Source organism: Myxococcota bacterium, assembly GCA_039030075.1.
GTDB lineage: Bacteria > Myxococcota_A > UBA9160 > UBA9160 > SMWR01 > JAHEJV01.
The window spans coordinates 195,039-215,678 of the sequence record JBCCEW010000003.1 but is presented as its reverse complement, the minus strand read 5'-3'; the positions used below and the strand labels follow the sequence as shown (position 1 = coordinate 215,678).

Below are 20,640 nucleotides of genomic sequence, written 5' to 3'. Positions count from 1 at the left end.
GGCGGTCAGTCACGGATCTTGTACCGAAGCGAGGAGGCGCCCGTGTCCGAACACCACGCTCACGTGAAGTGGACCCACACCACCGAATCGTTCGCCTACCCGGACTATTCACGGAACCACGAATGGCGCTTCCCGAACGGGGCGATCGTCGAGGCGTCGGCGGCGCCCGACTTCCTCGGCAGCGAGGATCGTGTCGATCCCGAGGAAGCCTTCGTCGCCTCACTCGCCTCGTGTCACATGCTGACCTTCCTGGCGATCGCAGCGCGCCGCCGCCTGGTCGTGGAGGCGTATGAGGACCGTGCCGTGGGCACCCTGGCGAAGAACGCGGACGGGAAGCTCGCAGTCACCGAGGTGATCCTGCGCCCCGACGTGCGCTTTCGTGAGGCGCCCGCTGCGGACGCGGTGGCGAAGATGCACCACCAGGCCCACGAGAACTGCTTCCTCGCCAACTCGGTCGTGACCGCGATCCGGGTCGAACCGATCTGAGCGCCGGGCGCGCGGCGTCGCGGGGGCTTCAGCTGGGCTCGGAGAAGATGCCCGGAAGCGCCGGGTTGCGTTCCTCCCGCAACTCGTCGAGGCGCTGGTACAGGCCCGCCTTCACCGGTTCCTGCGCGGGGATCACGTAGAAGCGCTGGGCGGCGACTGCATCGAAGATCGCGTCGGCGACCCGCGAGGGCGGCCAACCGTCGTCGATGCCCGCCGACAGGAAGCCGGTGATGAAGTTCCCGCCCTCACTGAGCGTGCGCGCGTCCGGGTCGCGGTCGCCCGTACCGGGTTGGTTGCGGGCGCTCTCCATGATGCGCGTCTGGATCAGGCCGGGGCAGACGACCGAGACGCCGACGCCGCTCTCGAGCATCGCGAGCTCCTTGTGCAGGGTCTCGCTGAGGGCCACCACCGCGTGCTTCGTGGCGTTGTAGATGTCGAGGTAGGGGGCCGCGGTCAGCCCCGCCATCGACGCGGTGTTCACGATGTGTCCCTCGCCGCCCTGCTCGAGCAGGATCGGCACGAAGGTGCGAATGCCGTGGATCACGCCCCAGAGGTTCACGTCGACGGACCAGCGCAGCTCGTCGAGAGAGTTCTCCCAGAGCGAGCCGGCGACGAGCACCCCGGCGTTGTTGCAAACCAGGTGAACGGCGCCGAAGTGGTCTAGGGCCGCCTCTCCCAGCCGTGTGACCGCGCCCGCGTCGGACACGTCGGTGGGGACTGCCGCGACCTCCGCTCCCGCTGCGCGCAGCGCATCGGCGGCGGCATCGAGGGTCTTCGGCTCGATGTCGGCGAGGACCAGTCGCATCTGTTTCGCGGCGGCAGCTTCGGCGATGCCCCGTCCGATTCCGCTGGCGGCGCCGGTGATGACGGCAACGCGCTCGGCAAGTTCCTGCACGGCTCTCCTCCCGTGGAGGAGCCACCCTACACCCACGGGCAGCGGGGCGGGGAGGGAGAGCGCAGCCCGGCGGCTATCGCGCCCGGATCGTCTCGAGCTCGGTGGCGTGGGGGGCGCCCGCGTCTTCCCACGTGACGCGCACGGCGAGCTTGCGCACCGACGGGTTCGCGTCGGGCATCTCGACGCGCACCGAGACCTGATACAGGTCTTCTCCACGGATCGTGCCGTCGGCTGCGCGGACCACGACCGGGAGGGATCCCGTCGGCAGGCCGGGATGACACTCCCAGGCCGCCGCCTCGAAACCCTGCGTGGGTGCCAGGGTTTCGAGGGGCAGGGTGTTCACGAACTCCATCTGATTCGCCGCGATCTCCTCTGCCTGGGTGCGTCGAGGCGGGTGGGAGACCTCGTCGTCCGTGCGGAAGCCCATCGCGTCCGCGCCCATCCCATCGGCGCCGAGGAACGCCAGCGCAAACAGCAGCTCGGTGCTGGAGTAGCCACCTCTGCGTCTGCGGTCGTGGGGGTGCGCGAACATGGCGAGTCAGTCCTCTCGCTGGAGCCGGAACACCGGCCGGGGGTGCAGGTTGCTCCCCCTCTAGAGCAATCGGCGTACCAACCAGGACGAGCGCGAGGGCGCACCAGACCGCGCCCGCTGCCGCCGTGAGCCGCGGAAAGGGATCCGTTCCTCCCGGATGGGAAACGCGGGTGCCTCGACGGGCGCGGCTCCGCAGGTTCTTGCATGCTCCCGCGGATGGGATCGCGCGGCGCATTTCTCGATTTTAATAGTCAGGAATTTGGGAAAAGGGCGAGCATCGAGATCGCCCGAGGTTCTCGTGTTCGCGCCGCTTCTGGAAGGCCCGGGCCATCCGTTGCGATCTGGAACCGCGTTGCGGTATTTTCTCGCACCCGAATTCCCGTGTTCTGGTGTCTGGAACTCCGGGAAGATCCGTTCCCGAGACTCGGCGACGGCACCCCCCAGCGCGTACCCAAGAGAGTCCCATGGCCCGCAAGAAGGCTTCGAGCCACGTCGTGATCGCGAATCGGCTGGGAGACGGCCGAGTCGTCTACCTGGGCGAGGGCAATACGTGGGCCGAGCGCATCGAGGATCCGGTCGTCCGGGTCGCCGACAACGAGGCCGACGCCGCCGTGCTCGAGAAGGACGGCTTCGCCGCCGAGGCCCGCCAGGAGGTCGTCGGCGCCGAGCTGATCGGGGTCGAGCGCCGCGACGGCGTGGTCGTGCCGGTCCGCTTCCGCGAGGTGATTCGCGCGGCCGGCCCCACCGTCCGGACCGATCTCGGCAAGCAAGCGGGCAACTAGGCCGCCCCCGCGCCCGCGAAGGAACCCCCATGTATCGCTACGACGAATTCGACGCCGAGCTGGTCAACGACCGCGCGGAGCAGTTCCGACGTCAGACGGCGCGGCGCATCGCCGGCGAGCTCACCGAAGAGCAGTTCCGCCCGCTGCGCCTGATGAACGGGCTCTATCTCCAGCTCCACGCCTACATGCTCCGCATCAACGTGCCCTACGGCGTGATGTCTTCGCGGCAGCTGCGCAAGCTGGCCCAGATCGCGCGCGACTACGACAAGGGCTACGGACACTGGACGACCCGTCAGAATCTCCAGCTCAACTGGATTCAGCTGCAAGAAACGCCGGACATCCTGAAGGAGCTGGCCAGCGTCGAGATGCATTGCATCCAGAGCAGTGGCAACTGCATTCGCAACACGACCGCCGACGAGTACGCGGGTGTCGCGGCAGACGAGATCGAGGATCCGCGCGTCTACGCCGAGCTGATTCGCCAGTGGTCGACGCTCCACCCCGAGTTCTCGTTCCTGCCGCGGAAGTTCAAGATCGCGCTCACCGGCTCGCCGAACGACCGCGCGGCGGTGAAGGTGCACGACATCGGCTTGATCATGCACCGCAACGATGCGGGCAAGCCCGGCTTCGAGGTGATCGTCGGCGGCGGTCTCGGGCGGACGCCCTTCGTCGGCAAGACGATCCGCAAGTTCATCGAGACGCGCGAGCTGCTGAGCTACCTCGAGGCGATCCTGCGCGTCTACAACCGGCTCGGGCGTCGCGACAACAAGTACAAGGCGCGTATCAAGATCCTCGTGCACGAGACGGGCACGGAAGAATTCACTCGGATGGTCGAGGAGGAGTACACGCGTCTCGCCGGCGGTGCTCTCGAGGTGCCGCAGGAAGAGATCGATCGCATCGACGCCTACTTCGCGCCGCCCGACTACCGCGCGCTACCGGCGGCGTCCGAGACCCTGCGCGAGAAGCGCGCCGAGAACCCGGCCTTCGATGCGTGGGTCGAGCAGAACACCCACGCGCACAAGCAGCCCGGCTACATCATCGCGAACATCACGGTGAAGACGCCGGGACGCGCCCCGGGCGACATGTCCTCGGATCAGATGGAGGCCGTCGCGGATCTCTCCGACACCTTCAGCTTCGGCGAGCTGCGCGTCACGCATCGTCAGAACCTGACGCTCACCGATGTCGAGCAGGACCGGCTCTTCGAACTCTGGGAGCGTCTGGTCGAGCTCGATCTCGCGACCGCGAACCACGCGCTGATCGGCGACATCATCGCCTGCCCGGGCCTCGACTACTGCGCCCTCGCGAATGCGCGTTCGATCCCGGTGGCCCAGGAAATCGCGACGCGCTTCGAAGACATCAAACGCCAGAAGGACGTCGGCCCGCTCGAGCTCAACATCTCGGGCTGCATCAACGCGTGCGGTCACCACCACGTCGGCAATATCGGCATCCTCGGTGTCGACCGTGCGGGCGAGGAGCTCTATCAGCTCCAGCTCGGCGGCTGCTCGCGCGAAGACGCGGCGCTGGCCGACATCACCGGACGCGGCTTCGCGGCCGACAAGATCACCGACGCGGTCGAGACCGTGATCGACACCTATCTCGAGCTGCGCAACGACGGCGAGACCTTCCTCGATACCTACCGGCGCGTCGGCATGGATCCGTTCAAGCAGAAACTCTATGACGCTGCTTAGACGCGGGGAAGTCATCGAAGACGCGTTCGCATCGGCCGTGGGCGAAGAGAGCCTGCCGGCCGACGGCGCCGTGATCGTCGATCTCGCGCAGTGGCAGGCCCAGCGCGACGCGCTGCTGTCGCGCGGCGCACCGGTGGGCGTCTGGCTGCGGCCCGACGACGATCCGCGCGCCCTCGCGGACGATCTGTCGAAGCTGGCCGTCGTGGCGCTCGAGTTTCCCGCGTTCACCGACGGGCGGGCCTACTCGAATGCGCGCATTCTGCGCGAGCAGCTCTCCTACCAGGGTGAGCTGCGCGCGGTGGGCGACGTGCTGCTCGAGCAGCTCCACTTCATGGACCGGGTCGGCTTCGACGTGTTCGAGGTGCGCTCGGAAGATGCGGTGCAGGCGTGGAAGACCGCGTCCGCCGACATCGACGTCTGGTATCAGCCGACGGGTGACGGGCGCAAGACCGCCCTCCAGCGTCGCTGGGGACGTTAGGGCGTCCCGCAGAAACGGTGTCCGCGACCCGCCGCATCGTCATCGCGGGCCTCGGCGACACCGGCGTGCTCAGCGCCATCCATCTGGCCCAGCGATCGGATGTCGAGGTCGTCGGCATCGGGGCGAAGTCCTGCCTGGTGAGCGGCCAGGAGCTGGGTCTGCGGTTGACGCGTCCCGAACGTTGGAAGCGCGACTATCTCCTGCGTTTCGCGCGCTACCGGAAGCTCGACGCGGTCCGCACGGTGCACGGTGCGATCAGCCAGGTCGATCCGGTGACGCGCTCGGTGGTCATCGTTGACGCCGACGGGCGCACGACCCGCGAGCCCTACGACGTGCTCGTCGTCGCCACCGGGGTCACCCAGGGGTTCTGGCGCAACGCGACGCTCCAGAGCGAGCGCGAGATCGAGGCGGAGCTCTCGGATCAGGCTGCGCGCGTCGCCGCTGCGAAGTCATTCGCCGTGGTAGGAGGCGGTGCCTCGGGAGTGAGCGTGGCGGCGAACGTCAAGCGCCGCTTCCCCGAGAAGGAGGTGCATCTCTTTCACCCGCATGAGGAGCCGCTGCGGGAGTATCACCCGAAGATCCGCGGCCGCCTCGTCGCGCGTTTGGCCGCGCTGGGCGTGGAACGACACCCGCACCACCGCGCCTTGCTCCCGGATGGGATCGAAGCGCCGTTCAGCAGCGAGCCGGTGCTCTTCGAAACGGGTCAGCCGGCGTTTGCTTCAGATCTGGTCCTCTGGTGCGTTGGCCGCGCACGTCCGAACGCCGACTTCCTGCCCGATGCGTGGCGCGACGACGCCGGCTTCGTCCGGGTCGACGCGAGTCTGCGCGTCGCGAGCGCCGAGGGGGTGTTCGCGCTCGGTGACGTCGCTGCCACCGACCCCCAGCGCAGCTCCGCCCGCAACTGGGGGCACCGCGTGCTCACGCACAACGTGGGCGCCTTCCTCGACGGCCAGCCCGAAGGGATGAAGCGCTACCGACCGCCGGCGCATCGCTGGGGCTCGATCCTCGGACCCCAGCACGACGGTCTCGAGGTGTTCCAACCGAACGGCGGGCGGTATCGCATCCCGGCCTGGATCGTGGACCGTGTGATCACCCCTTGGGTGGTGAACCGTGCGATCTACCGCGGCGTGAGAAAGCCCGAAGCGGACGCCGACCGCTAGGCGACGCGGTACTTCTGCGCCATGCGCGATTCCGCGGTGGCGCCGTCGACGCGCACCTTGCGGACGGCGAAGCCCCAGACGCCGTCGCGGCGTTCGAGCCGGTCCGCATAGACGCCCCAGTGGTCGAGACCCACCTCGGTGTAGACGGCGAAGTAGCTGCGCGCCTCGGCCTCGCCCTCGCCGCCGAGCGTGATCCCCACGCTGGAGACGTGGTGGCGCATGCGTGCCGGACGCGGCGTCTCCGCGCTCTCGTCGACCACGTTCTGCAGGCGCTCCCGAATCGCCGCGCGTCCCTCGCAGGGCGGCTCGTCGGGGAGGTCGAGCACGCCGTCCTCGTGGAAGCACGCGCACAGCCCGACCAGGTCGCCGCGGTCGCCCGCGTGGTTGTAGCGGCTGATGAGGTCGCGGATCGACTCGCGCGCGATCGCCTCGCCGGCTTCCATCGGCGTACGCTCCCCGGATGATGCGCCGGCGCCAGTTTCGCATACTGGTTCCCCGTGCCCCAGATGTCCTACCCCGCCGCCCTGCGATCCCACGCAGCACGCACCCCCGAGCGGGTCGCGCTCGTCTGTGGCGATCGCCGTCTCCGCTACGACGAACTCGACGCCCTGTCCGAGCGCTGGGCCCATGCCTTCGCCGCGCGCGACGTGGGTGCGGGAGACTTCGTCACGATCGCCTTGCCCAACGGCGTGCCCTTCGTGCTGGCGTGCTTCGGGGCCTGGAAGCTCGGCGCGGTGCCCCAACCGATCTCGTGGCGGCTGCCCGCGAAGGAGCGCGAGGCGATCCTCGCCCAGGCGAAGCCGCGCCTGGTCGTCGGCGTCGACGCCTCGGACGCCGCCGGGTTCCCGGCCCTGCCCGCCGATTTCGAACCGCCGGTCGTCGACGCACCGCCGCTGCCCGACCGCACCTCCCCTTCGCGTCAGGCCCTCGCGTCGGGCGGGAGCACGGGTCGACCGAAGCTGATCGTCGACGCGCTGGCCGCGGAATGCGATCCGACCCAGCCCTTCTATGGCAACCAGCCCGGCAACACGGTGTTGGTTCCCGGGCCCCAGTACCACGCAGCGGGCTTCGTGAACACGAGTGTGACCCTGTTGCTCGGCGGCACGGTCGTACTGCTCGAACGCTTCGATCCCCAAGAAGCGCTCGCCGCGATCGAGACCCACGGCGTGCAGTGGGTGTCCTTCGTGCCGACGATGCTGCTGCGGATCTGGCGCCTGCCCGAAGCCGAGCGCACGGCCCACGACCTCGGCAGTCTCGAACGCCTGGTGTCGAGTGGCGGACCCTGCCCGGCCTGGTTGATGACCGAGCTGGTGCATTGGATCGGCCCCGAACGGGTCTTCAACGCCTACGGCGGCACCGAGCGCATCGGGGGCACGCTGATCTCGGGTCGCGAGTGGCTGGATCACCCGGGCTCCGTCGGCAAACCGACCGGTGGTCGCAAGCTGCGGATCCTCGCCGACGACGGCCGCGAACTCCCGCCGGGCGAGATCGGCGAAGTGTTCATGATGCCGCCGGGTGGGCGCGGTTCGACCTATCGCTACATCGGGGCCGAGGCCCGCGGCACCGACGACGGCTGGGAAACCCTGGGCGACCTCGGCTACCTCGACGCCGACGGCTACCTCTACCTGGTCGATCGCCGCACCGACATGATCGTGACCGGCGGCGCCAACGTGTACCCGGCCGAGATCGAGGCCGCCCTCGACGCCCACCCGGCGATTCACTCGTGCGCCGTGATCGGCCTCCCCGACGAGGACCTGGGACAACGCGTCCACGCGATCGTCGAAGCCGACCCCGCTGTGGTGGGCGACGAGACCCTGCGTACCCACCTGGCCGACCATCTCGTCCGCTACAAGATCCCGCGCAGCTTCGAGTACGTCACCACGCCCCTGCGCGACGAAGCGGGGAAGGTGCGCCGCTCGGCCCTGCGCGACGCGCGCCTGCCCGCCTCGTGAGCGACGCGCCGGATCCGCGACTCGCTGCCGAGAACCGGGACCGCTACCTCGAGCTCTTGAAGCTCGCCCTGTGCCACGCCCTCTGGGACGAGCCCGGCCTGCCGCTCGCGACGCGCGACTACAAACGCGGGCTGCTGCGCCGCCTTGCCGTACGCGGTGTCGAACGCGCGTTCGCGCGCCTGGGTTGGCGCGTCTTCGAGCGGCTCGAACCCGACGCTGGCCGCAGCGGGCGCAAATGGGCGCTTCAGGCCCACAGCATGATCGGGGTCGACCGGATGGAACACCTGCGGCGATGTGTCGAGCAGGTGTTGGCCGAGGACGTCCCGGGTGACCTCGTCGAGACGGGGGTCTGGCGCGGCGGCGCGTGCGTCTTCATGCGGGGCGTGCTCGCCGCCCACGGCGTCTCGGATCGACGCGTGATGCTGGCGGATTCCTTCGCCGGCCTGCCGCCGCCCGACCCGGAGCGTTACCCCGCCGACGCCGGCGATCGCCACCACCAGAAGCGCTTCCTCGCCGTGACCGAAGCGGAGGTCGAGGCGAACTTCCGCGCCTTCGATCTCTGGGACGACCAGGTCGTCCTCGTCCCGGGCTGGTTCGCCGACACCCTGCCGCGCTTCCCGAGTGAACGCATCGCCGTGTTGCGCCTCGATGGCGATCTCTACCAGTCGACCCGCGAGGCCCTGGAGCACCTCTATCCGCGCCTCTCGGTGGGGGGCTGGTGCATCGTCGACGACTACGGGCTGGCGCCCTGCGCGCGGGCCGTCGACGACTACCGCCGGGAGCACGGGATCGAAGAGCCGCTCGAGAAGATCGACTGGACCGGGGTGGCCTGGCGAAGGGCCCTGGGCTGACTCATTCTGGCAGGCCGTCGGCCCTCGGGCCGTTCCCTCCCGCTCCCCCTCTCCTTCCCGACTGACCGAGGACGCCTCTTGGACCCCCGCACCCCCGTGCTCGTCGGCTGCGGCCAGACGAAGCAGCGCTGTGATGATCCCGCCGATGCCCGCGAGCCCCTGGCCCTGATGGTGGAGGCGGCGGAGCGCGCCGCCGACGATGCCGGCTCTCGCGACCTGCTCGGCCAGCTCGATTCGATCCGGGTCCCGAAGGGCCTGTGGCCCTACACGAACGCAGCGGCGCTGCTGCGCGACCGCTTCGGCTGCACCGGTGCGCAGACGGCGTCCGGCCCGATCGCCGGCTCGACGGTCCAGCGCATGCTGTCCCACGCGGCGGTCGAGATTCAGGCGGGGAAGCGCGATTGCGTCCTGCTCGTCGCCGCCGAGGCCGAGCACACGAAGCGGCGATCGAAGCAAGCGGGCCTCGAGCTCGCGTGGACCGAGCAGCCCGACGCCTGGCCCGACGAGACCTTCGACTCGGACGCGGGCTGGACGCCCTGGGAAGAGCGCTATCGGGGCATGCCGCCGGCGGTCTTCGCCCTCTACGAGAACGCCCTGCGCGCCGCGCGCGGTGAGTCACTCGCGGATCACCGCGCACGCGTGGGTCGGCTCTGGGCCGGCTTCTCCCGAGTGGCCGCCGACAACCCCTACGCCTGGATCCGCGAACCCATGAGCGCCGAGGCGATCGCCACGCCGAGCGACGCGAATCGCTGGATCGCCTTCCCGTACACGAAGTTCCTGGTGGCGAACATGGTCGTCGACCTGGGCGCCGCGGTGATCGTGTGTTCCGTCGAAGCGGCGCGCCGCCACGGCATCCCCGAAGACCGCTGGGTCTTCCCCTGGGCCGCGACGGACGTACACACCACGACGCCGATGGGCGTGCGCGCGAGCTTCCACGACCAGGCGGCCCTTGGCACCGCGGGACGCCGGGCCCTCGCCCTCGCCGGCGTCGAGGCGGATCAGCTGGGCCCCGTCGATCTCTACAGCTGCTTTCCCTCGGCGGTGCAGATCGCGGCGGACGAGCTGGGCCTCGGCACGGATCGGCCGCTCACCGTCACCGGCGGGCTCACTTTCTCGGGCGGTCCCTTCAACAGCTACGTGATGCACGCCCTCGCGACCCTGATGAACCGCCTGCGCGGGCCCGACCGCGGCCAGCTCGGCTACTCGAGCGGCATCGGCAGCTACATGATGAAGCACGCCGCTGCGGTCTATTCGAGTGAGCCCCCCGAGCAGGGCTACCGCTACGAAGACGTCACCGCGGAGGCCCAGAGCCCGACCCTCGACTGGGACGAGTCCTACACGGGCCGCGTTCAGATCGAGACGGTGACCCAGCTGACCGACCGGGATGGCAGCCATCCGCGCATCCTCGTCGCAGGCCGCACCGAAGCGAGCCCGCCGGCCCGGGTCTGGGCGACCAGCGACGATCCGGATCTGTTGGCGAGCCTGCCCCGCGAAGAGTTCTGCGGGCGGACGGCCCGCGTCCGAACCGGCGGTACCTTCGAGCTGCTCTAGGAGGCCCCGTGCGCACGCTCCGCGACGACGAGATCGCTCAGTTCGAGCGCGATGGGGTCGTCGTGCTCCGCCAGGTGATTCCGCCGGACTGGCTCGAGCGGATGGCCGCGCCCCTCGAAGCCGAGCTGCGGGCCGTGCGCAGCGCGGATCTCTCGGAGATGGCGCGTGCGATCGAGGCGCGCGGAGGCGACACCCTCGTCGAGGGCGACGCACCGGCCCAGGGCGGCTTCGTCGCCGGGACCGACCACTGGCGGCACGACGCCGACTTCCGCGCCTTCGCGCTCGAGTCGCCCCTGGCCGCGGCCGCCAGCGCGCTTCTGCGTTCGCGCGCGGTCTTCCTCTACGAGGACAGCCTGCTCGTGAAGGAGCCGGGCACCGCGGAACACACCGCCTTCCACCAGGACATGGGCTACTTCCACGTGCAGGGGGAGCAGGTCTGCACGACCTGGTGTCCCCTCGATCGCGTGACACCGGAGAGCGGCGCGCTGCGCTACGTCGTCGGTTCCCACCGCGACGGACGGCTCTATAAGCCGAACTTCTTCGTCTCGAACGAGGAGGTGCCGGGCACCGAGGGCGAGAGCGTCCCCGACATCGCGGCGGGCGACTTCGAAGTCGTGAGCTTCGATCTCGAGCCCGGCGACGTGGCGGTGCACCACGCGCGCACGGTGCACGGCGCCTTCCCGAACCTCTCGACGGACCGCCGGCGCGCGATCTCGGTGCGCTACTGCGGCGACGACGCGCGCTTCGCTCTGCGCCCTGGGGCGCCGACGAAGCCGCATCATGCCGAGCTCCGCGAAGGCGACCCGCTCGGCGGCGAAGCTGCGCCGCGGGCCGCGCTGGCGAGGGCCTAGGCGCGGGTGCGTCGGCGCAGGCCCCAGGCGGCCAGCCCGGTCGCCATCAACAGGCCCGTCGAAGGCTCCGGAACCACGGTGGTGCCGAGGTTCGTGATCGCGCCGAAGGCGGCGTCGAGGTTCGGCCCGTAGGTGAAGCGCAGAGCCGCATGGGCCTGGCCGTAGCCGCCTGCGCTCAGATCGCCGAGCAGGGCGTCGAAATCGCAGGCGCTGTAGTCGCAGTTCATCTGCAACGTGAAGCTCTGGGTCTCGCCGGGGGCGATGCGCTCGGTCGCGCTGGCACCGGGCGCGGTCCGCAGCGACTGGTCGAAGTTGCCGAAGAAGGCGGTGGTGCGGTCGTAGCCGTAGTCGCCCACGGACCAGGCGCCGGTGTTCGTGCCGTTCACCGAGCTGACCGCTTCCACCAGGTTCAGGTAGCCAACCTGATCGCCCACGTTGAAGAAGACGTGGGAGATGTCGAAGGCGGTCGCGCCGGCCGTGTCGTTGCGGACGGACAGCGTGAAGGTCTGGAGATCCACGACCTCGTAGGAGAGCGTCGCCCCCAGCCATTCGGCCGGCGTCGAGTCGCTACTGGCTTGGCTGAAGCCGAAGGACGAGAGCGCCCCGGCCGGGGCGGCCAGCGCCACCGAAAGAAATCCGAGGGCGAGAACCGCTGCACCCTGCTTGCACCACTGCTGCTTCCGCATGAGACCCTCCTGCGCTGGCAGGAGTGGTCGGGAAGCCCCAGTTGTGTCAGCAGAGTCTCAGCGGAAGGTGTACTCGATCGTTCCCGAGGGGATGTAGTCGGCCCGCAACCCCTGGTCGTTCAAGCGGAAAACGACGTTGGCGGCGATCACGAGCCGGCTCCAGGGGTTGATCTTCAGGCCCGCCGAGACGGCGAAGATGTCCTTGCCGATGTCCTCGCCCCGGTTGATCAGGTGCTCGCCGATGACGTCTCCGGTGAGGGTGATCAGCTCGTGGGGCTGGATGTCGACGCCGCCCGCCCAGCGGAACTGGTGGAGGTCCGTGTCATCGGTGCGGAACTGGAGGCCCGCGTTCGCGTGGGGCGAGATCAGGCCGAAGTTCTTCGAGAAGATCAGGGTCGGGCCGAAGGCCGGGCTGCCGAAGCCGCGCAGGTCGTCCTCGTCGCCGGTCGGGATCGTGACGTCGGCCCGCAGGGCGGCGTCGATGAACTCGCTGGTGAGCAGGCGCGCCTTACCGCGAACCGTGACGTCGCCGAAGCCGAAGGTGTTGTCCCGCTCCCGGAAGGTCCGGACGATGATCGGGTTGCCCGCCGTGTCCGTCAGGCCATAGATCGTGCCCTGACCCGAGGCATCGATGTTGAGCAGCGGGACCACCGCTCCGACGTCGAGCCAGTCGGTCACGCCGTAGTTGAGGAAGAAGGCGAACACGTCGACGTCGAGCTCGGCGTCGAGGAAGGCCTGGACGTTCGGCACGCCCACGCTGCCGCCCCCGAATCCCGAGGTGTGGAAACCGACGAGCTCGCCACCGGGCGTTCCGATCGTGCCGCCGCCGGTGTCGCCGAAGACGATCTGGGAGCCGGGCCCGAGGTTCACGTCCTGGTTGAAGTCGAGGAGGGTGCCGCCGCCCTGGAAGTTCAGCTGACTGGCTCCCGGCGAGGAGCCACCGAGGATGGTGAAGTTCAGTCCCGACAGGTCGATCGGGATGCGGTCGAGGTCGTTGCCCTCGAACACGCTGAACGCCACCCGCGAGTACGAGAAGGCCATGTTGATCTTGCCCTGGCCGGTGGTCTGAGCGCGCTCGGAGAGCAGCGGCCCGAGGCCCTGCGTCGAGCGATTGAAGACGTTCAGCTCCGGGTCGAACTCGAAGGTGAAGGCCGCCACCGTGGATCCGAGCGGGAAGCGCTGGAACTGCCCCGAGATCTGACTGGACAGGCTCGCGACACTGGCCACCGGGTCGACGGTCCCCACGACGAACTGGCCGCCGTCCGCCGTGAAGGTGCCGGAGTCGGTGCCTCCCGTGAAGGTCACCGTGGGCGCGAAGCCCACTTGCTGCGAGCTGAGCTGCGCCTGCTGGATGACGCCGGGAAACAGATCCTCGAGGTCGCCGGCGGCGACCGAACAAGGAACGAGCAAGGCGCAAACCGCGAGGAATCGCGGAAATCGCATAGAGGGCACCTCGGGTGGGGGGACAGTGCGAACGACGCTAGACGGGGAGTCGACCGGCTGTCAACAAACGGTACAGCCGGGCGCGAACGCCACGGACGCAGCGCGTCACGCGCTGGACATCCCACCTGCGCGGCGCGTCGGCTCGGTCAGCGTAGGAGCGAGGGCGCGTAGTCGTCGGGCGCGTCGAGGCCCAGCAGCTGGAGCACCGTGGCCGCGAGGTTGGCCAGGCCCGGTTCGTTCACGCCCGGCCGCAGGGACAGCCCGGCCCCGGGCGCGTGTACGTAGAAGGGCACCTGGTTCAGCGTGTGGCTGGTCTTCGGCTTCGGTCGCCCGTCTCGAGCCAGCACGACTTCGCCCTTCTTGTCGCGCTCGAACATGTCGTCGCAGTTGCCGTGGTCGGCGGTCGCGATCAGCGCGCCGCCCAGCTCGTCGATCGCGCGCAGGAGTCGTCCGAGCTGTAGGTCGACGGCCTCGACGGCGATGACCGAAGCGCCGAGGTCGCCCGTGTGACCGACCATGTCGCCGTTGGCGTAGTTGAGGCGCACATGTCGGAAGCGTCCGGTTCGCAGCTCGGTGATCACGCGGTCGGTGATCTCCGCCGCCTTCATCCAGGGACGTTCTTCGAAGGGGAGCGTGTCGCTCGGCACCTCGACGTAGAGCTCGCGGCTGTCGTCGAACGTGCCGCTGCGATTCCCGTTCCAGAAGTAGGTGACGTGGCCGAACTTCTGGGTCTCGCTGATCGCGAGCTGGTGCACGTCGTTGCGAACGAGGTACTCGCCGAGGGTGCGCTCGATCTCGGGCGGGGAGACGAGGAAGCGCTTGGGGATCGCGAGGTCGCCGTCGTACTGCATCATGCCCGCGAAGAGCACGTCGGGGCGGGCACCGCGGTCGAAGTGCGGAAAGTCGTCGTCCTCGAAGGCCTGGGAAAGCTCCATCGCGCGGTCGCCGCGGAAGTTCAGGAACACCACCGACGATCCGTCGCGGATCGGGCCGACCGGTCCGTCGTCGTCCGCGATCACGAAGGCGGGCAGCTGCTGATCGCCCACCGAGGCGTCTTCGCGGTAGAAGGTCTCGACCGCTTCCTTCGCCGTGCGGAACGCGCGGCCCTCGCCCCGCACGTGGGTCTGCCAGCCCCGCTCGACGATGCGCCAGTCGGCGCCGTAGCGGTCCATCGTCACCAGCATGCGCCCGCCGCCCGAGGCGATGCGGTAGTCGCGGTTCGGCTTGCGCCGCAGGGTCTCGAGCAGCTCTTCGAGGGCGTCGAGGTAGCCGAGGGCGCTGCGCTCGGGGACGTCGCGACCGTCGAGCAGCGCGTGGATGCGCACCGCGCTCACCTCCTCTTCGTCGCAGCGTCGCAGCAGGGCGAAGAGATGGTCGATGTGGCTGTGGACGTTGCCGTCCGAGAGCAGGCCGATGAAATGCAGCGGCTGCCCCGAGGCGCGCACCCGCTCCGTCACCTCTTGCCAGGCATCGCCCTGGTAGATCCGACCGTCGGCAATCGCCTGGGCGACCAGCTTCGCGCCCTGGTCGAAGACCCGGCCGGCCCCCAACGCGTTGTGGCCGACCTCGCTGTTGCCCATGTCGGCGTCGCTGGGCATGCCGACCGCCGTGCCATGGGCGCGGAGCTGGGTGGCCAGCGCGTTCTGGGCGAGCCAGTCGAGGTGGGGGGTGCGGGCGAGGTGGACCGCGTCGGACGCGTCGCGGGCGCCGATGCCCACGCCGTCCATCACGCAGGCCACCACCGGTCCGCGCACGCCGGAGAACGTCGGGTGCGAGCGGAGCTTCCAAGTCATCGACGGGTTTCTAGTACACCCCTTCCTGGGACGCCGGCAGGCCGGCCCAGGCGGATTGGCGCGACCACAGTCCGATGCCGATGGCGTAGACCGCGCAAACGGCGGCACCCGCCAGCAGCGTGGGGACGACGCCGAAGGAGCCCGCGGCGGCGCCGAGCGCCAGCCCGCCCCACGGCACCAGGCCGGCCCAGGCCACCTGGAAGAGGCTCATCACCCGGCCGCGCTTCGACTCGTCGACGAGCTGCTGCACCAGCGTCTGCAGGCTCGTCATGATCGCGAAGTAGCACCATCCCAGGACGAACTGGGTGAGGAGCGCGGCCCAGAGAGACGTGGAAACGGCGAAGGCGGCGAGGGCACCGGAATAGGCGAGCATCACCCACACCGAGCTCGCCAGCGTGGGATCACTGCGCCGGTAGCCGATCGTGAGTGCGCCGAGGACCGCGCCGGCCCCGGTCGAGACGACGATCCAGGCGAAGGCGTCGAGGTTGCCGAGCACCTCCTCGGCGAAAACGGGCAGCACCACCGCGTGGGAGACGCCGAAGAGCGACAGCACTGCGACCACGCTGAGGGCCGGAACCGCGGGTTTGCGCTCGCTCGCGTGACGGAAGCCGCCGGCCAGCCGGGCGAGGATGCCGCCTTCGCTGGGTTCTGGTGTGTAGGGCCGCACGCGCATCGCCGCGGTGAGTCCGCCAGCAATCGTGGCCGCCACGACGAACGCCATGAAAGCCCACTCGAAACGCCCGGTCGCGATGATCGGTGCTACCGCCATCGGCCCGACCACGCGCGTCAGGTTGTTCGCCGCCGACTGGAGCGAGACGGCGCTCGGCATGTCCTCGGGCGGGACCGTGTTGGCGGCGAGCGCGTAGCTCGCCGGACCCGAGAAGCAGAAGCACAGGCCCATTCCGAACCCGATCGAGAGCAGGGAGAGCGGGGTGATCGCGTCGGTGGCGGTGAGCGCAGCCAGCACCGCCGAGAGCGCGGCGATACCCGCGTAGCTCACCAGCATGATCCGCTTGCGGTCGTACCGGTCGGCGGTCACGCCCGCCAGTGGGGCGAGGGCGAAGGCTGGGATGAAGAGCGCGAAGAAGAGCCAGCCGAGCCACAGCGGGTCGTTGCCGCTCTTTGCGGCCATCAGGCCCTGCATGCCGAGGTGGGACAGCCAGAAGCCGGTCTGGTTCACCAGGAACGCGGAGAACAGCAGCCGATACGGGCGGTGGGCCAGCGCGCGAAACGCACGACCGCGCGACGAGCCCAGGAAGCCCGGGGCTTTGGAGGCGGGCACGCCCATCGCCACCTGATCGGCGGGATTGAGGGCGGCGTCCCCGGGGTTGGCCCCGAGGCTCTCTTCGACGTGGGTATCGACCATGGTGCGGGTGCCGACGGGCGTTCGGCCCCAGGAGTGGGGACGGCGCAGTCTACCGAACTCCGTCGGGTCCCCGCGTCGACCCCTGCGAAGCGGAGACGCGCAGCCGCGGGGGGCGCACGAGACGCGATAGCATCCGCGCGTTTCGCGTCCGCGAAGGAGCCCCCATGATCGACCTGCGCCGCGAGGGCGATGTCTTCGTCCTGCAGATGGACTCTGGAGAGAATCGCTTCCACCCGGACTTCGTGGCGGCCTGGAACACGGCCCTCGACGAGGTGGAGAAGGCGTCCGGGCCCAAGGCCCTCGTCACCACCGGCAGCGGGAAGTTCTACTCGAACGGCCTGGACGTGGAGTACATGACGGGCTGCCCCGACGTCCCCGCCTACCTGAACACGGTGCTCGCGGTGATGAGGCGCATCCTGGTGTTCCCGGCCTTCACCGTGGCCGCGCTGAACGGCCATGCGTTCGGCGCCGGTGCCCAGATCGCTCTCGCCCACGATGCCCGGCTGATGCGCTCCGAGCGCGGCTTCTTCTGCATGCCCGAGATCGACATGAAGGCGCCGCTGCATCCGGGCATGACCGCGATCATCCAGGCGCGTCTGCCGCGCCAGACGGCACACGAGGTCATCGTCACCGGCACCCGCTACCCGGCCGAGCGTGCCCTCGAGGCGCGCATCGTCGATCGCGTCGTGCCCGAGCCCGAACTGGTCGCCGCGGCGACCGCCGTGGCCGCCGAGTACGCACCGAAGGCCGATCCGGTCATGACGGTGCTGAAGGAAGGCATGTACCCGCAGGCGCTCGCGGCGCTGTCGAAGACCTTCGGCGAGTAGCGCGCCCGATGCTCGAGACCGCGGTGTGCCGCCTCGACGACCTGCCGGATCCGGGGGCGCGGGGTTTCGTGGTGGACGGGGGCGACGGCGCGCAGCGGGTGATCGTGCTGCGCGAGGGCGACGTCGTGCGGGTCTTCGAGAACCGCTGCCCGCACCGCGGGACGCCCCTCGATCTGCGCCCCGACGACTTCCTCGACCGCGAGGGCGAACACCTGGTCTGCGCGACCCACGGCGCCCTCTTCCGCAAGGACGACGGGCATTGCATCGCCGGTCCCTGCACGGGGGATCGCCTCGAGCCCTTCGAGGCGCGCGTCGAGGCCGGCGTGGTGCTCGTGAACCTGCTGGGCGGGCTCGAGCCCGACCCCACCTGACGCGACGGGTGAAGCCGCCCGCGCTCAGACGCGGATCGGCAGCTCGGTGTAGGCGCGGAAGAACTCGGAGCGCATGCGCTTCGTGTTCGCGGCGTCGACGCGGTACTCGGGGAACGCGGACAGCACTTCCTCGACGAGGATGCGGCCCTCGAGCTTCGCCACGTGCGCGCCCAGGCACATGTGTTGCCCGTGTCCGAAGGAGAGGATGCGGGGGGCGCGCCGCGTGACGTCGTAGCGGTCCGGCTCCTCGAACTCGCGCTCGTCCCGGTTCGCCGATCCCCACAAGAAGAGCAAGCGGCTGCCGCCGCGCAGCGTGTGCCCCTGGAACTCGAAGTCGTTCACGATCGTGCGACCCAGCATCTGGGTGGGCATGTCGATGCGCAGGGCTTCGTAGAAGGCATCGGCCGCGAGGCCCGGGTCGGCGACGCAGGCAGCGCGCTGATCCGGGTTCTGGGCCAGGCGGTCGAGGGTCGCCGAGAACACTTTGGGGAAGGTCTCGGTGCCGCCGATCACCAGCATGTTGAGCTGGATCGCGATGCCCATGTCGTCGAGCTTCTCGCCGTTCAGCTCCTCCTGGTGGAGTTTCTGCATCACGCTGCCTTCGGGCGCGCCCTCGCTGCGCATGCGCTTCGAGGTCTGGAACAGGTAGATCGCGAGTTCCTTCGCGGCCTGGATCCCGCGCTTCGTGCTGCCGCGTTGGCCGGGTTCGCGATCGAAGTAGAGGTTCACCCACTCCTGGATCCGGTCGGCGTCTTCGAGGGGCAGCCCGATCAGCGTGCAGACCACCCGCGACGAGACCTTGCCGCCGAGTTCGACACCGCATCCACCGCCGGCTTTCTGCAGCTCGGCGATCGCGTCACGCGCGAAGCCGCGGATCTGGGGCTCGAGCGTCGCAACGGCGCCGGGCTTGAAAGCCGGATTGAAGAAGCTGCGCACCCGGTTGTGTTCCGGCGGATCGAGTCCGGCCAGGTTGGGGGAGGTCGGCGTCTGCTGGATCACCAGGTGGGTCGACGTCGTGCCGTACTTCGTCGTGAGATTGCGTTGGTCCTGTTCCAGCGCCCAGACGTCGGCGAAGCGCGAGAGGAACCAACAGTCGAACTCCTCCACGTAGTGCACCGGCGAGTGATCGCGCAGCGCGCGGTAGGTGGGGAAGGGATCGTCGTAGATGGCTTCGCTGAACGGGTTGTAGTCGACCTTCACGCCGAGAACGGTACCACTCCACCGTCGGTGACGGCCCTGCGCTAGCGTGCGCCGCGCCATCGAAACGTCCCAGGAGGACCGCCATGAAGCGCTTCGAAGGAAAGGTTGCCCTGATTACCGGTGCCGCCTCGGGCATTGGTCGCGCGACGGCACTGCGCTTCGCCGAGGAAGGCGGACGCATCTTCGGCGCCGACATCAACGCCGAGGGACTCGCCGAGACGGCGAAGGCGGTCGCCGAAGCAGGCGGACAGATGGAGAGTGGTCGCTTCGATCTGACGAAGTTCGACGAGTGCGGCGCCGCCGTCGAAGCCGCGGCCTCGGCCTACGGTCAGCTCGACACGCTGGCCAACGTCGCCGGTGCGAGCCGCTTCCATCACTTCCACGAGATGGAAGAGGGTCAATGGCGCTTCCTGATGGCGCTGAACCTCGATTCCGTGGCCTTCATGTGCATGGCCGCGATCCCGCGCCTGCTCGAGTCGAAGGGCTCGATCGTGAACGTGGCGTCGGTCGCGGGCATGATCGGTCAGGCCTACACCGTCGGGTACTGCGCGGCGAAGGGCGGAGTCGTCCAGCTGACGCGTGCGCTGGCGGCGGAGTACGTGAAGACGGATCTCCGCGTGAACGCGGTCGCCCCGGGTGGCGTCGACACGCCGCTCAACCAGAACATCGACTTCCCCGACGGCATGGACTTCAAACTGGTCCAGCAGTACTCGGGGCATCGGGGCTTCGCCCAGGCGAGCGAGATCGCCGCATCGGTCGCCTACCTCGCCTCGGACGAGGCGCGCTTCGTGCACGGCACGGTGCTGTCGATCGACGCGGGCGTCAGCTCGAGCTAGCGACGCTTCAGGGCCGCCATGCGGGGGGATGCGTAGGCTCGTTCCGCGAGGCGCTCTTCGCCCAACACGCTCGCCGGACTCTGTCCGTCGATGTGGCCCATGATGCCCTTGTAGAGGCTGTAGCCGCAGAGCTCGAGCAGCCGGTCCGAGAAGCCGCGCGCGATCTCGGGCGGTACGCCGAGGTACTGGTTCTGCTGCGGCCGGCACCAACCCGCGCAGTACTGGACGTTCACGCCGAGGCGCCATTCGTCCGAGGTCTGGTTCGCGCCACCGCCGTGCCAGGTGCTGCCGTCCAACAAGAGGACGCTGCCCGCCGGCATTTCGGCCGGGATCCAATCGTGCTCGCCCTTTGGATCCGGGAGACCGGGAAAGCGGTGGCTGCCCGGGATCACACGGGTGGCTCCGTTGGCTTCGGTGAAGTCGGTGAGCGCCCAGATCGACGTGCACATGACGGGCGGGTGGGGCCGCGGTGCCGTGACCACCAGGTCGTCCGGATGGATGGGCTGGGGGACCTCGCCCGGGCCCATGTCGATGGCGGTCATTCCGGAGAGCAGGCAGCCCTCGTCGAGCACCCCCTCGACCACCGGGAGAACGGCCTCGTGGGTGGGCATCTCCTGAAAGGCTGCGCCCTTCGCCAGCAGGTTGTAGGTGCGGAGGGTGGCGTATCCCTCGGTGGAGTTGCCCCGTGGGGCCGCCGCGGCCTCGGCAGTGACCTCCCGGATCGCGTCGCGGAGCCGCCGGACGAGCGCCGGCTCGATCGCGCCTTCCAGGATCACGAAGCCTTGATCGGCCAGGGCTTCGACGGTCTCTTGCGGATCGGGGCCGGTCGACATGCTTTCCCTCCGGGGGTCGGAGGCGGTTCGGAGCGGCGAATTCGGGGCCCCGCCGACACACC

General features: G+C 69.4%; 21 protein-coding genes. 12 read left to right on the top strand and 9 right to left on the bottom strand.

The genetic code is table 11. From position 1 onward, the window contains the following. Window positions 1-42: 42 nt before the first annotated feature. A complete protein-coding gene (locus tag AAF430_04545) occupies window positions 43-486 on the top strand; it encodes an OsmC family protein (protein ID MEM7409490.1) in 444 nt (147 codons plus the stop codon). 28 nt (window positions 487-514) lie between these two features. Here AAF430_04545 and AAF430_04540 read toward each other — a convergent pair whose 3' ends face one another. Together AAF430_04540 and AAF430_04535 are read right to left on the bottom strand one after the other, a co-directional pair. Continuing rightward, on the bottom strand, window positions 515-1,381 hold the full coding sequence (locus AAF430_04540; protein MEM7409489.1) for an SDR family NAD(P)-dependent oxidoreductase: 867 nt from the start codon (window positions 1,379-1,381) through the stop codon (window positions 515-517). A 73-nt stretch (window positions 1,382-1,454) separates the two neighbouring features. Next, window positions 1,455-1,913: a hypothetical protein gene (locus AAF430_04535; protein ID MEM7409488.1), complete on the bottom strand. Its 459-nt coding sequence runs from the start codon at window positions 1,911-1,913 to the stop codon at window positions 1,455-1,457. Between the two features lie 464 nt (window positions 1,914-2,377). On the opposite strand from AAF430_04535, the gene AAF430_04530 reads away from it, so the two are divergent. The 4 genes from AAF430_04530 to AAF430_04515 are packed head-to-tail and all read left to right on the top strand — an operon-like array spanning window position 2,378 to window position 6,018. Next, window positions 2,378-2,695: a DUF2849 domain-containing protein gene (locus AAF430_04530; GenBank protein ID MEM7409487.1), complete on the top strand. Its 318-nt coding sequence runs from the start codon at window positions 2,378-2,380 to the stop codon at window positions 2,693-2,695. Window positions 2,696-2,724: 29 nt separating this feature from the next. Beyond that, window positions 2,725-4,380 carry a nitrite/sulfite reductase gene (locus tag AAF430_04525; protein ID MEM7409486.1) on the top strand — a complete coding sequence of 552 codons (1,656 nt, stop codon included), beginning with the start codon at window positions 2,725-2,727 and terminating at the stop codon, window positions 4,378-4,380. Then, window positions 4,367-4,858: a DUF934 domain-containing protein gene (locus AAF430_04520; protein ID MEM7409485.1), complete on the top strand. Its 492-nt coding sequence runs from the start codon at window positions 4,367-4,369 to the stop codon at window positions 4,856-4,858. Before AAF430_04525 ends, AAF430_04520 begins: the two co-directional genes overlap by 14 nt. Window positions 4,859-4,875: 17 nt before the next feature. Beyond that, window positions 4,876-6,018 carry an FAD-dependent oxidoreductase gene (locus tag AAF430_04515; protein ID MEM7409484.1) on the top strand — a complete coding sequence of 381 codons (1,143 nt, stop codon included), beginning with the start codon at window positions 4,876-4,878 and terminating at the stop codon, window positions 6,016-6,018. Here the strand turns inward: AAF430_04515 and AAF430_04510 are convergent. Further along, a complete protein-coding gene (locus tag AAF430_04510) occupies window positions 6,015-6,461 on the bottom strand; it encodes a nuclear transport factor 2 family protein (GenBank protein MEM7409483.1) in 447 nt (148 codons plus the stop codon). The two genes, AAF430_04515 and AAF430_04510, sit on opposite strands and share 4 nt — an antisense overlap. Window positions 6,462-6,524: 63 nt before the next feature. Between AAF430_04510 and AAF430_04505 the strand changes: the two genes are divergently transcribed. From AAF430_04505 to AAF430_04490, 4 genes are all read left to right on the top strand, one after another. After that, on the top strand, window positions 6,525-7,970 hold the full coding sequence (locus tag AAF430_04505) for an AMP-binding protein (GenBank protein MEM7409482.1): 1,446 nt from the start codon (window positions 6,525-6,527) through the stop codon (window positions 7,968-7,970). Then, window positions 7,967-8,821: a TylF/MycF/NovP-related O-methyltransferase gene (locus AAF430_04500; GenBank protein MEM7409481.1), complete on the top strand. Its 855-nt coding sequence runs from the start codon at window positions 7,967-7,969 to the stop codon at window positions 8,819-8,821. The genes AAF430_04505 and AAF430_04500 overlap by 4 nt, the downstream gene beginning before the upstream one ends. A 78-nt stretch (window positions 8,822-8,899) precedes the next feature. After that, on the top strand, window positions 8,900-10,372 hold the full coding sequence (locus tag AAF430_04495; GenBank protein MEM7409480.1) for a hypothetical protein: 1,473 nt from the start codon (window positions 8,900-8,902) through the stop codon (window positions 10,370-10,372). An 8-nt stretch (window positions 10,373-10,380) separates the two neighbouring features. After that, window positions 10,381-11,223, top strand: coding sequence for a phytanoyl-CoA dioxygenase family protein (locus AAF430_04490; protein MEM7409479.1), 843 nt, complete (start codon window positions 10,381-10,383; stop codon window positions 11,221-11,223). Here AAF430_04490 and AAF430_04485 read toward each other — a convergent pair. From AAF430_04485 to AAF430_04470, 4 genes are all read right to left on the bottom strand, one after another. Continuing rightward, window positions 11,220-11,909: a PEP-CTERM sorting domain-containing protein gene (locus AAF430_04485; GenBank protein ID MEM7409478.1), complete on the bottom strand. Its 690-nt coding sequence runs from the start codon at window positions 11,907-11,909 to the stop codon at window positions 11,220-11,222. The two genes, AAF430_04490 and AAF430_04485, sit on opposite strands and share 4 nt — an antisense overlap. A gap of 57 nt (window positions 11,910-11,966) precedes the next feature. Next, window positions 11,967-13,352, bottom strand: a complete 1,386-nt coding sequence (locus AAF430_04480) for a hypothetical protein (protein MEM7409477.1) — start codon at window positions 13,350-13,352, stop codon at window positions 11,967-11,969. 146 nt (window positions 13,353-13,498) lie between these two features. Continuing rightward, window positions 13,499-15,145 carry a 2,3-bisphosphoglycerate-independent phosphoglycerate mutase gene (gene gpmI / locus AAF430_04475; protein MEM7409476.1) on the bottom strand — a complete coding sequence of 549 codons (1,647 nt, stop codon included), beginning with the start codon at window positions 15,143-15,145 and terminating at the stop codon, window positions 13,499-13,501. Between the two features lie 10 nt (window positions 15,146-15,155). Next, window positions 15,156-16,511, bottom strand: coding sequence for an MFS transporter (locus AAF430_04470; protein MEM7409475.1), 1,356 nt, complete (start codon window positions 16,509-16,511; stop codon window positions 15,156-15,158). A 164-nt stretch (window positions 16,512-16,675) separates the two neighbouring features. Here AAF430_04470 and AAF430_04465 point away from each other — a divergent pair, with 164 nt between their 5' ends. Continuing rightward, on the top strand, window positions 16,676-17,338 hold the full coding sequence (locus AAF430_04465; GenBank protein ID MEM7409474.1) for an enoyl-CoA hydratase/isomerase family protein: 663 nt from the start codon (window positions 16,676-16,678) through the stop codon (window positions 17,336-17,338). 8 nt (window positions 17,339-17,346) lie between these two features. Further along, the gene (locus AAF430_04460) at window positions 17,347-17,709 is read left to right on the top strand and encodes a Rieske (2Fe-2S) protein (protein ID MEM7409473.1); all 363 of its coding nucleotides are present in this window, start codon (window positions 17,347-17,349) and stop codon (window positions 17,707-17,709) included. 24 nt (window positions 17,710-17,733) lie between these two features. Here the strand turns inward: AAF430_04460 and AAF430_04455 are convergent, their stop codons facing one another. Continuing rightward, entirely contained in the window at window positions 17,734-18,909 is a 1,176-nt protein-coding gene (locus AAF430_04455) for a cytochrome P450 (protein MEM7409472.1), read from the bottom strand. An 83-nt stretch (window positions 18,910-18,992) separates the two neighbouring features. On the opposite strand from AAF430_04455, the gene AAF430_04450 reads away from it, so the two are divergent. Then, window positions 18,993-19,745, top strand: coding sequence for an SDR family NAD(P)-dependent oxidoreductase (locus AAF430_04450; protein ID MEM7409471.1), 753 nt, complete (start codon window positions 18,993-18,995; stop codon window positions 19,743-19,745). Here the strand turns inward: AAF430_04450 and AAF430_04445 are convergent. Continuing rightward, complete coding sequence (locus AAF430_04445; GenBank protein MEM7409470.1) at window positions 19,742-20,578, bottom strand: phytanoyl-CoA dioxygenase family protein; 837 nt, start codon at window positions 20,576-20,578, stop codon at window positions 19,742-19,744. The two genes, AAF430_04450 and AAF430_04445, sit on opposite strands and share 4 nt — an antisense overlap. Window positions 20,579-20,640 lie beyond the last annotated feature (62 nt).

Bases quoted from the DNA above. Each gene is read 5' to 3' on its own strand.
- AAF430_04535 (MEM7409488.1), bottom strand. From the start codon at position 1,913: ATGTTCGCGCACCCCCACGACCGCAGACGCAGAGGTGGCTACTCCAGC.
- AAF430_04530 (MEM7409487.1), top strand. From the start codon at position 2,378: ATGGCCCGCAAGAAGGCTTCGAGCCACGTCGTGATCGCGAATCGGCTG.
- AAF430_04525 (MEM7409486.1), top strand. From the start codon at position 2,725: ATGTATCGCTACGACGAATTCGACGCCGAGCTGGTCAACGACCGCGCG.
- AAF430_04520 (MEM7409485.1), top strand. From the start codon at position 4,367: ATGACGCTGCTTAGACGCGGGGAAGTCATCGAAGACGCGTTCGCATCG.
- AAF430_04510 (MEM7409483.1), bottom strand. From the start codon at position 6,461: ATGGAAGCCGGCGAGGCGATCGCGCGCGAGTCGATCCGCGACCTCATC.
- AAF430_04505 (MEM7409482.1), top strand. From the start codon at position 6,525: ATGTCCTACCCCGCCGCCCTGCGATCCCACGCAGCACGCACCCCCGAG.
- AAF430_04485 (MEM7409478.1), bottom strand. From the start codon at position 11,909: ATGCGGAAGCAGCAGTGGTGCAAGCAGGGTGCAGCGGTTCTCGCCCTC.
- AAF430_04480 (MEM7409477.1), bottom strand. From the start codon at position 13,352: ATGCGATTTCCGCGATTCCTCGCGGTTTGCGCCTTGCTCGTTCCTTGT.
- gpmI (MEM7409476.1), bottom strand. From the start codon at position 15,145: ATGACTTGGAAGCTCCGCTCGCACCCGACGTTCTCCGGCGTGCGCGGA.
- AAF430_04470 (MEM7409475.1), bottom strand. From the start codon at position 16,511: ATGGTCGATACCCACGTCGAAGAGAGCCTCGGGGCCAACCCCGGGGAC.
- AAF430_04465 (MEM7409474.1), top strand. From the start codon at position 16,676: ATGATCGACCTGCGCCGCGAGGGCGATGTCTTCGTCCTGCAGATGGAC.
- AAF430_04460 (MEM7409473.1), top strand. From the start codon at position 17,347: ATGCTCGAGACCGCGGTGTGCCGCCTCGACGACCTGCCGGATCCGGGG.
- AAF430_04450 (MEM7409471.1), top strand. From the start codon at position 18,993: ATGAAGCGCTTCGAAGGAAAGGTTGCCCTGATTACCGGTGCCGCCTCG.
- AAF430_04445 (MEM7409470.1), bottom strand. From the start codon at position 20,578: ATGTCGACCGGCCCCGATCCGCAAGAGACCGTCGAAGCCCTGGCCGAT.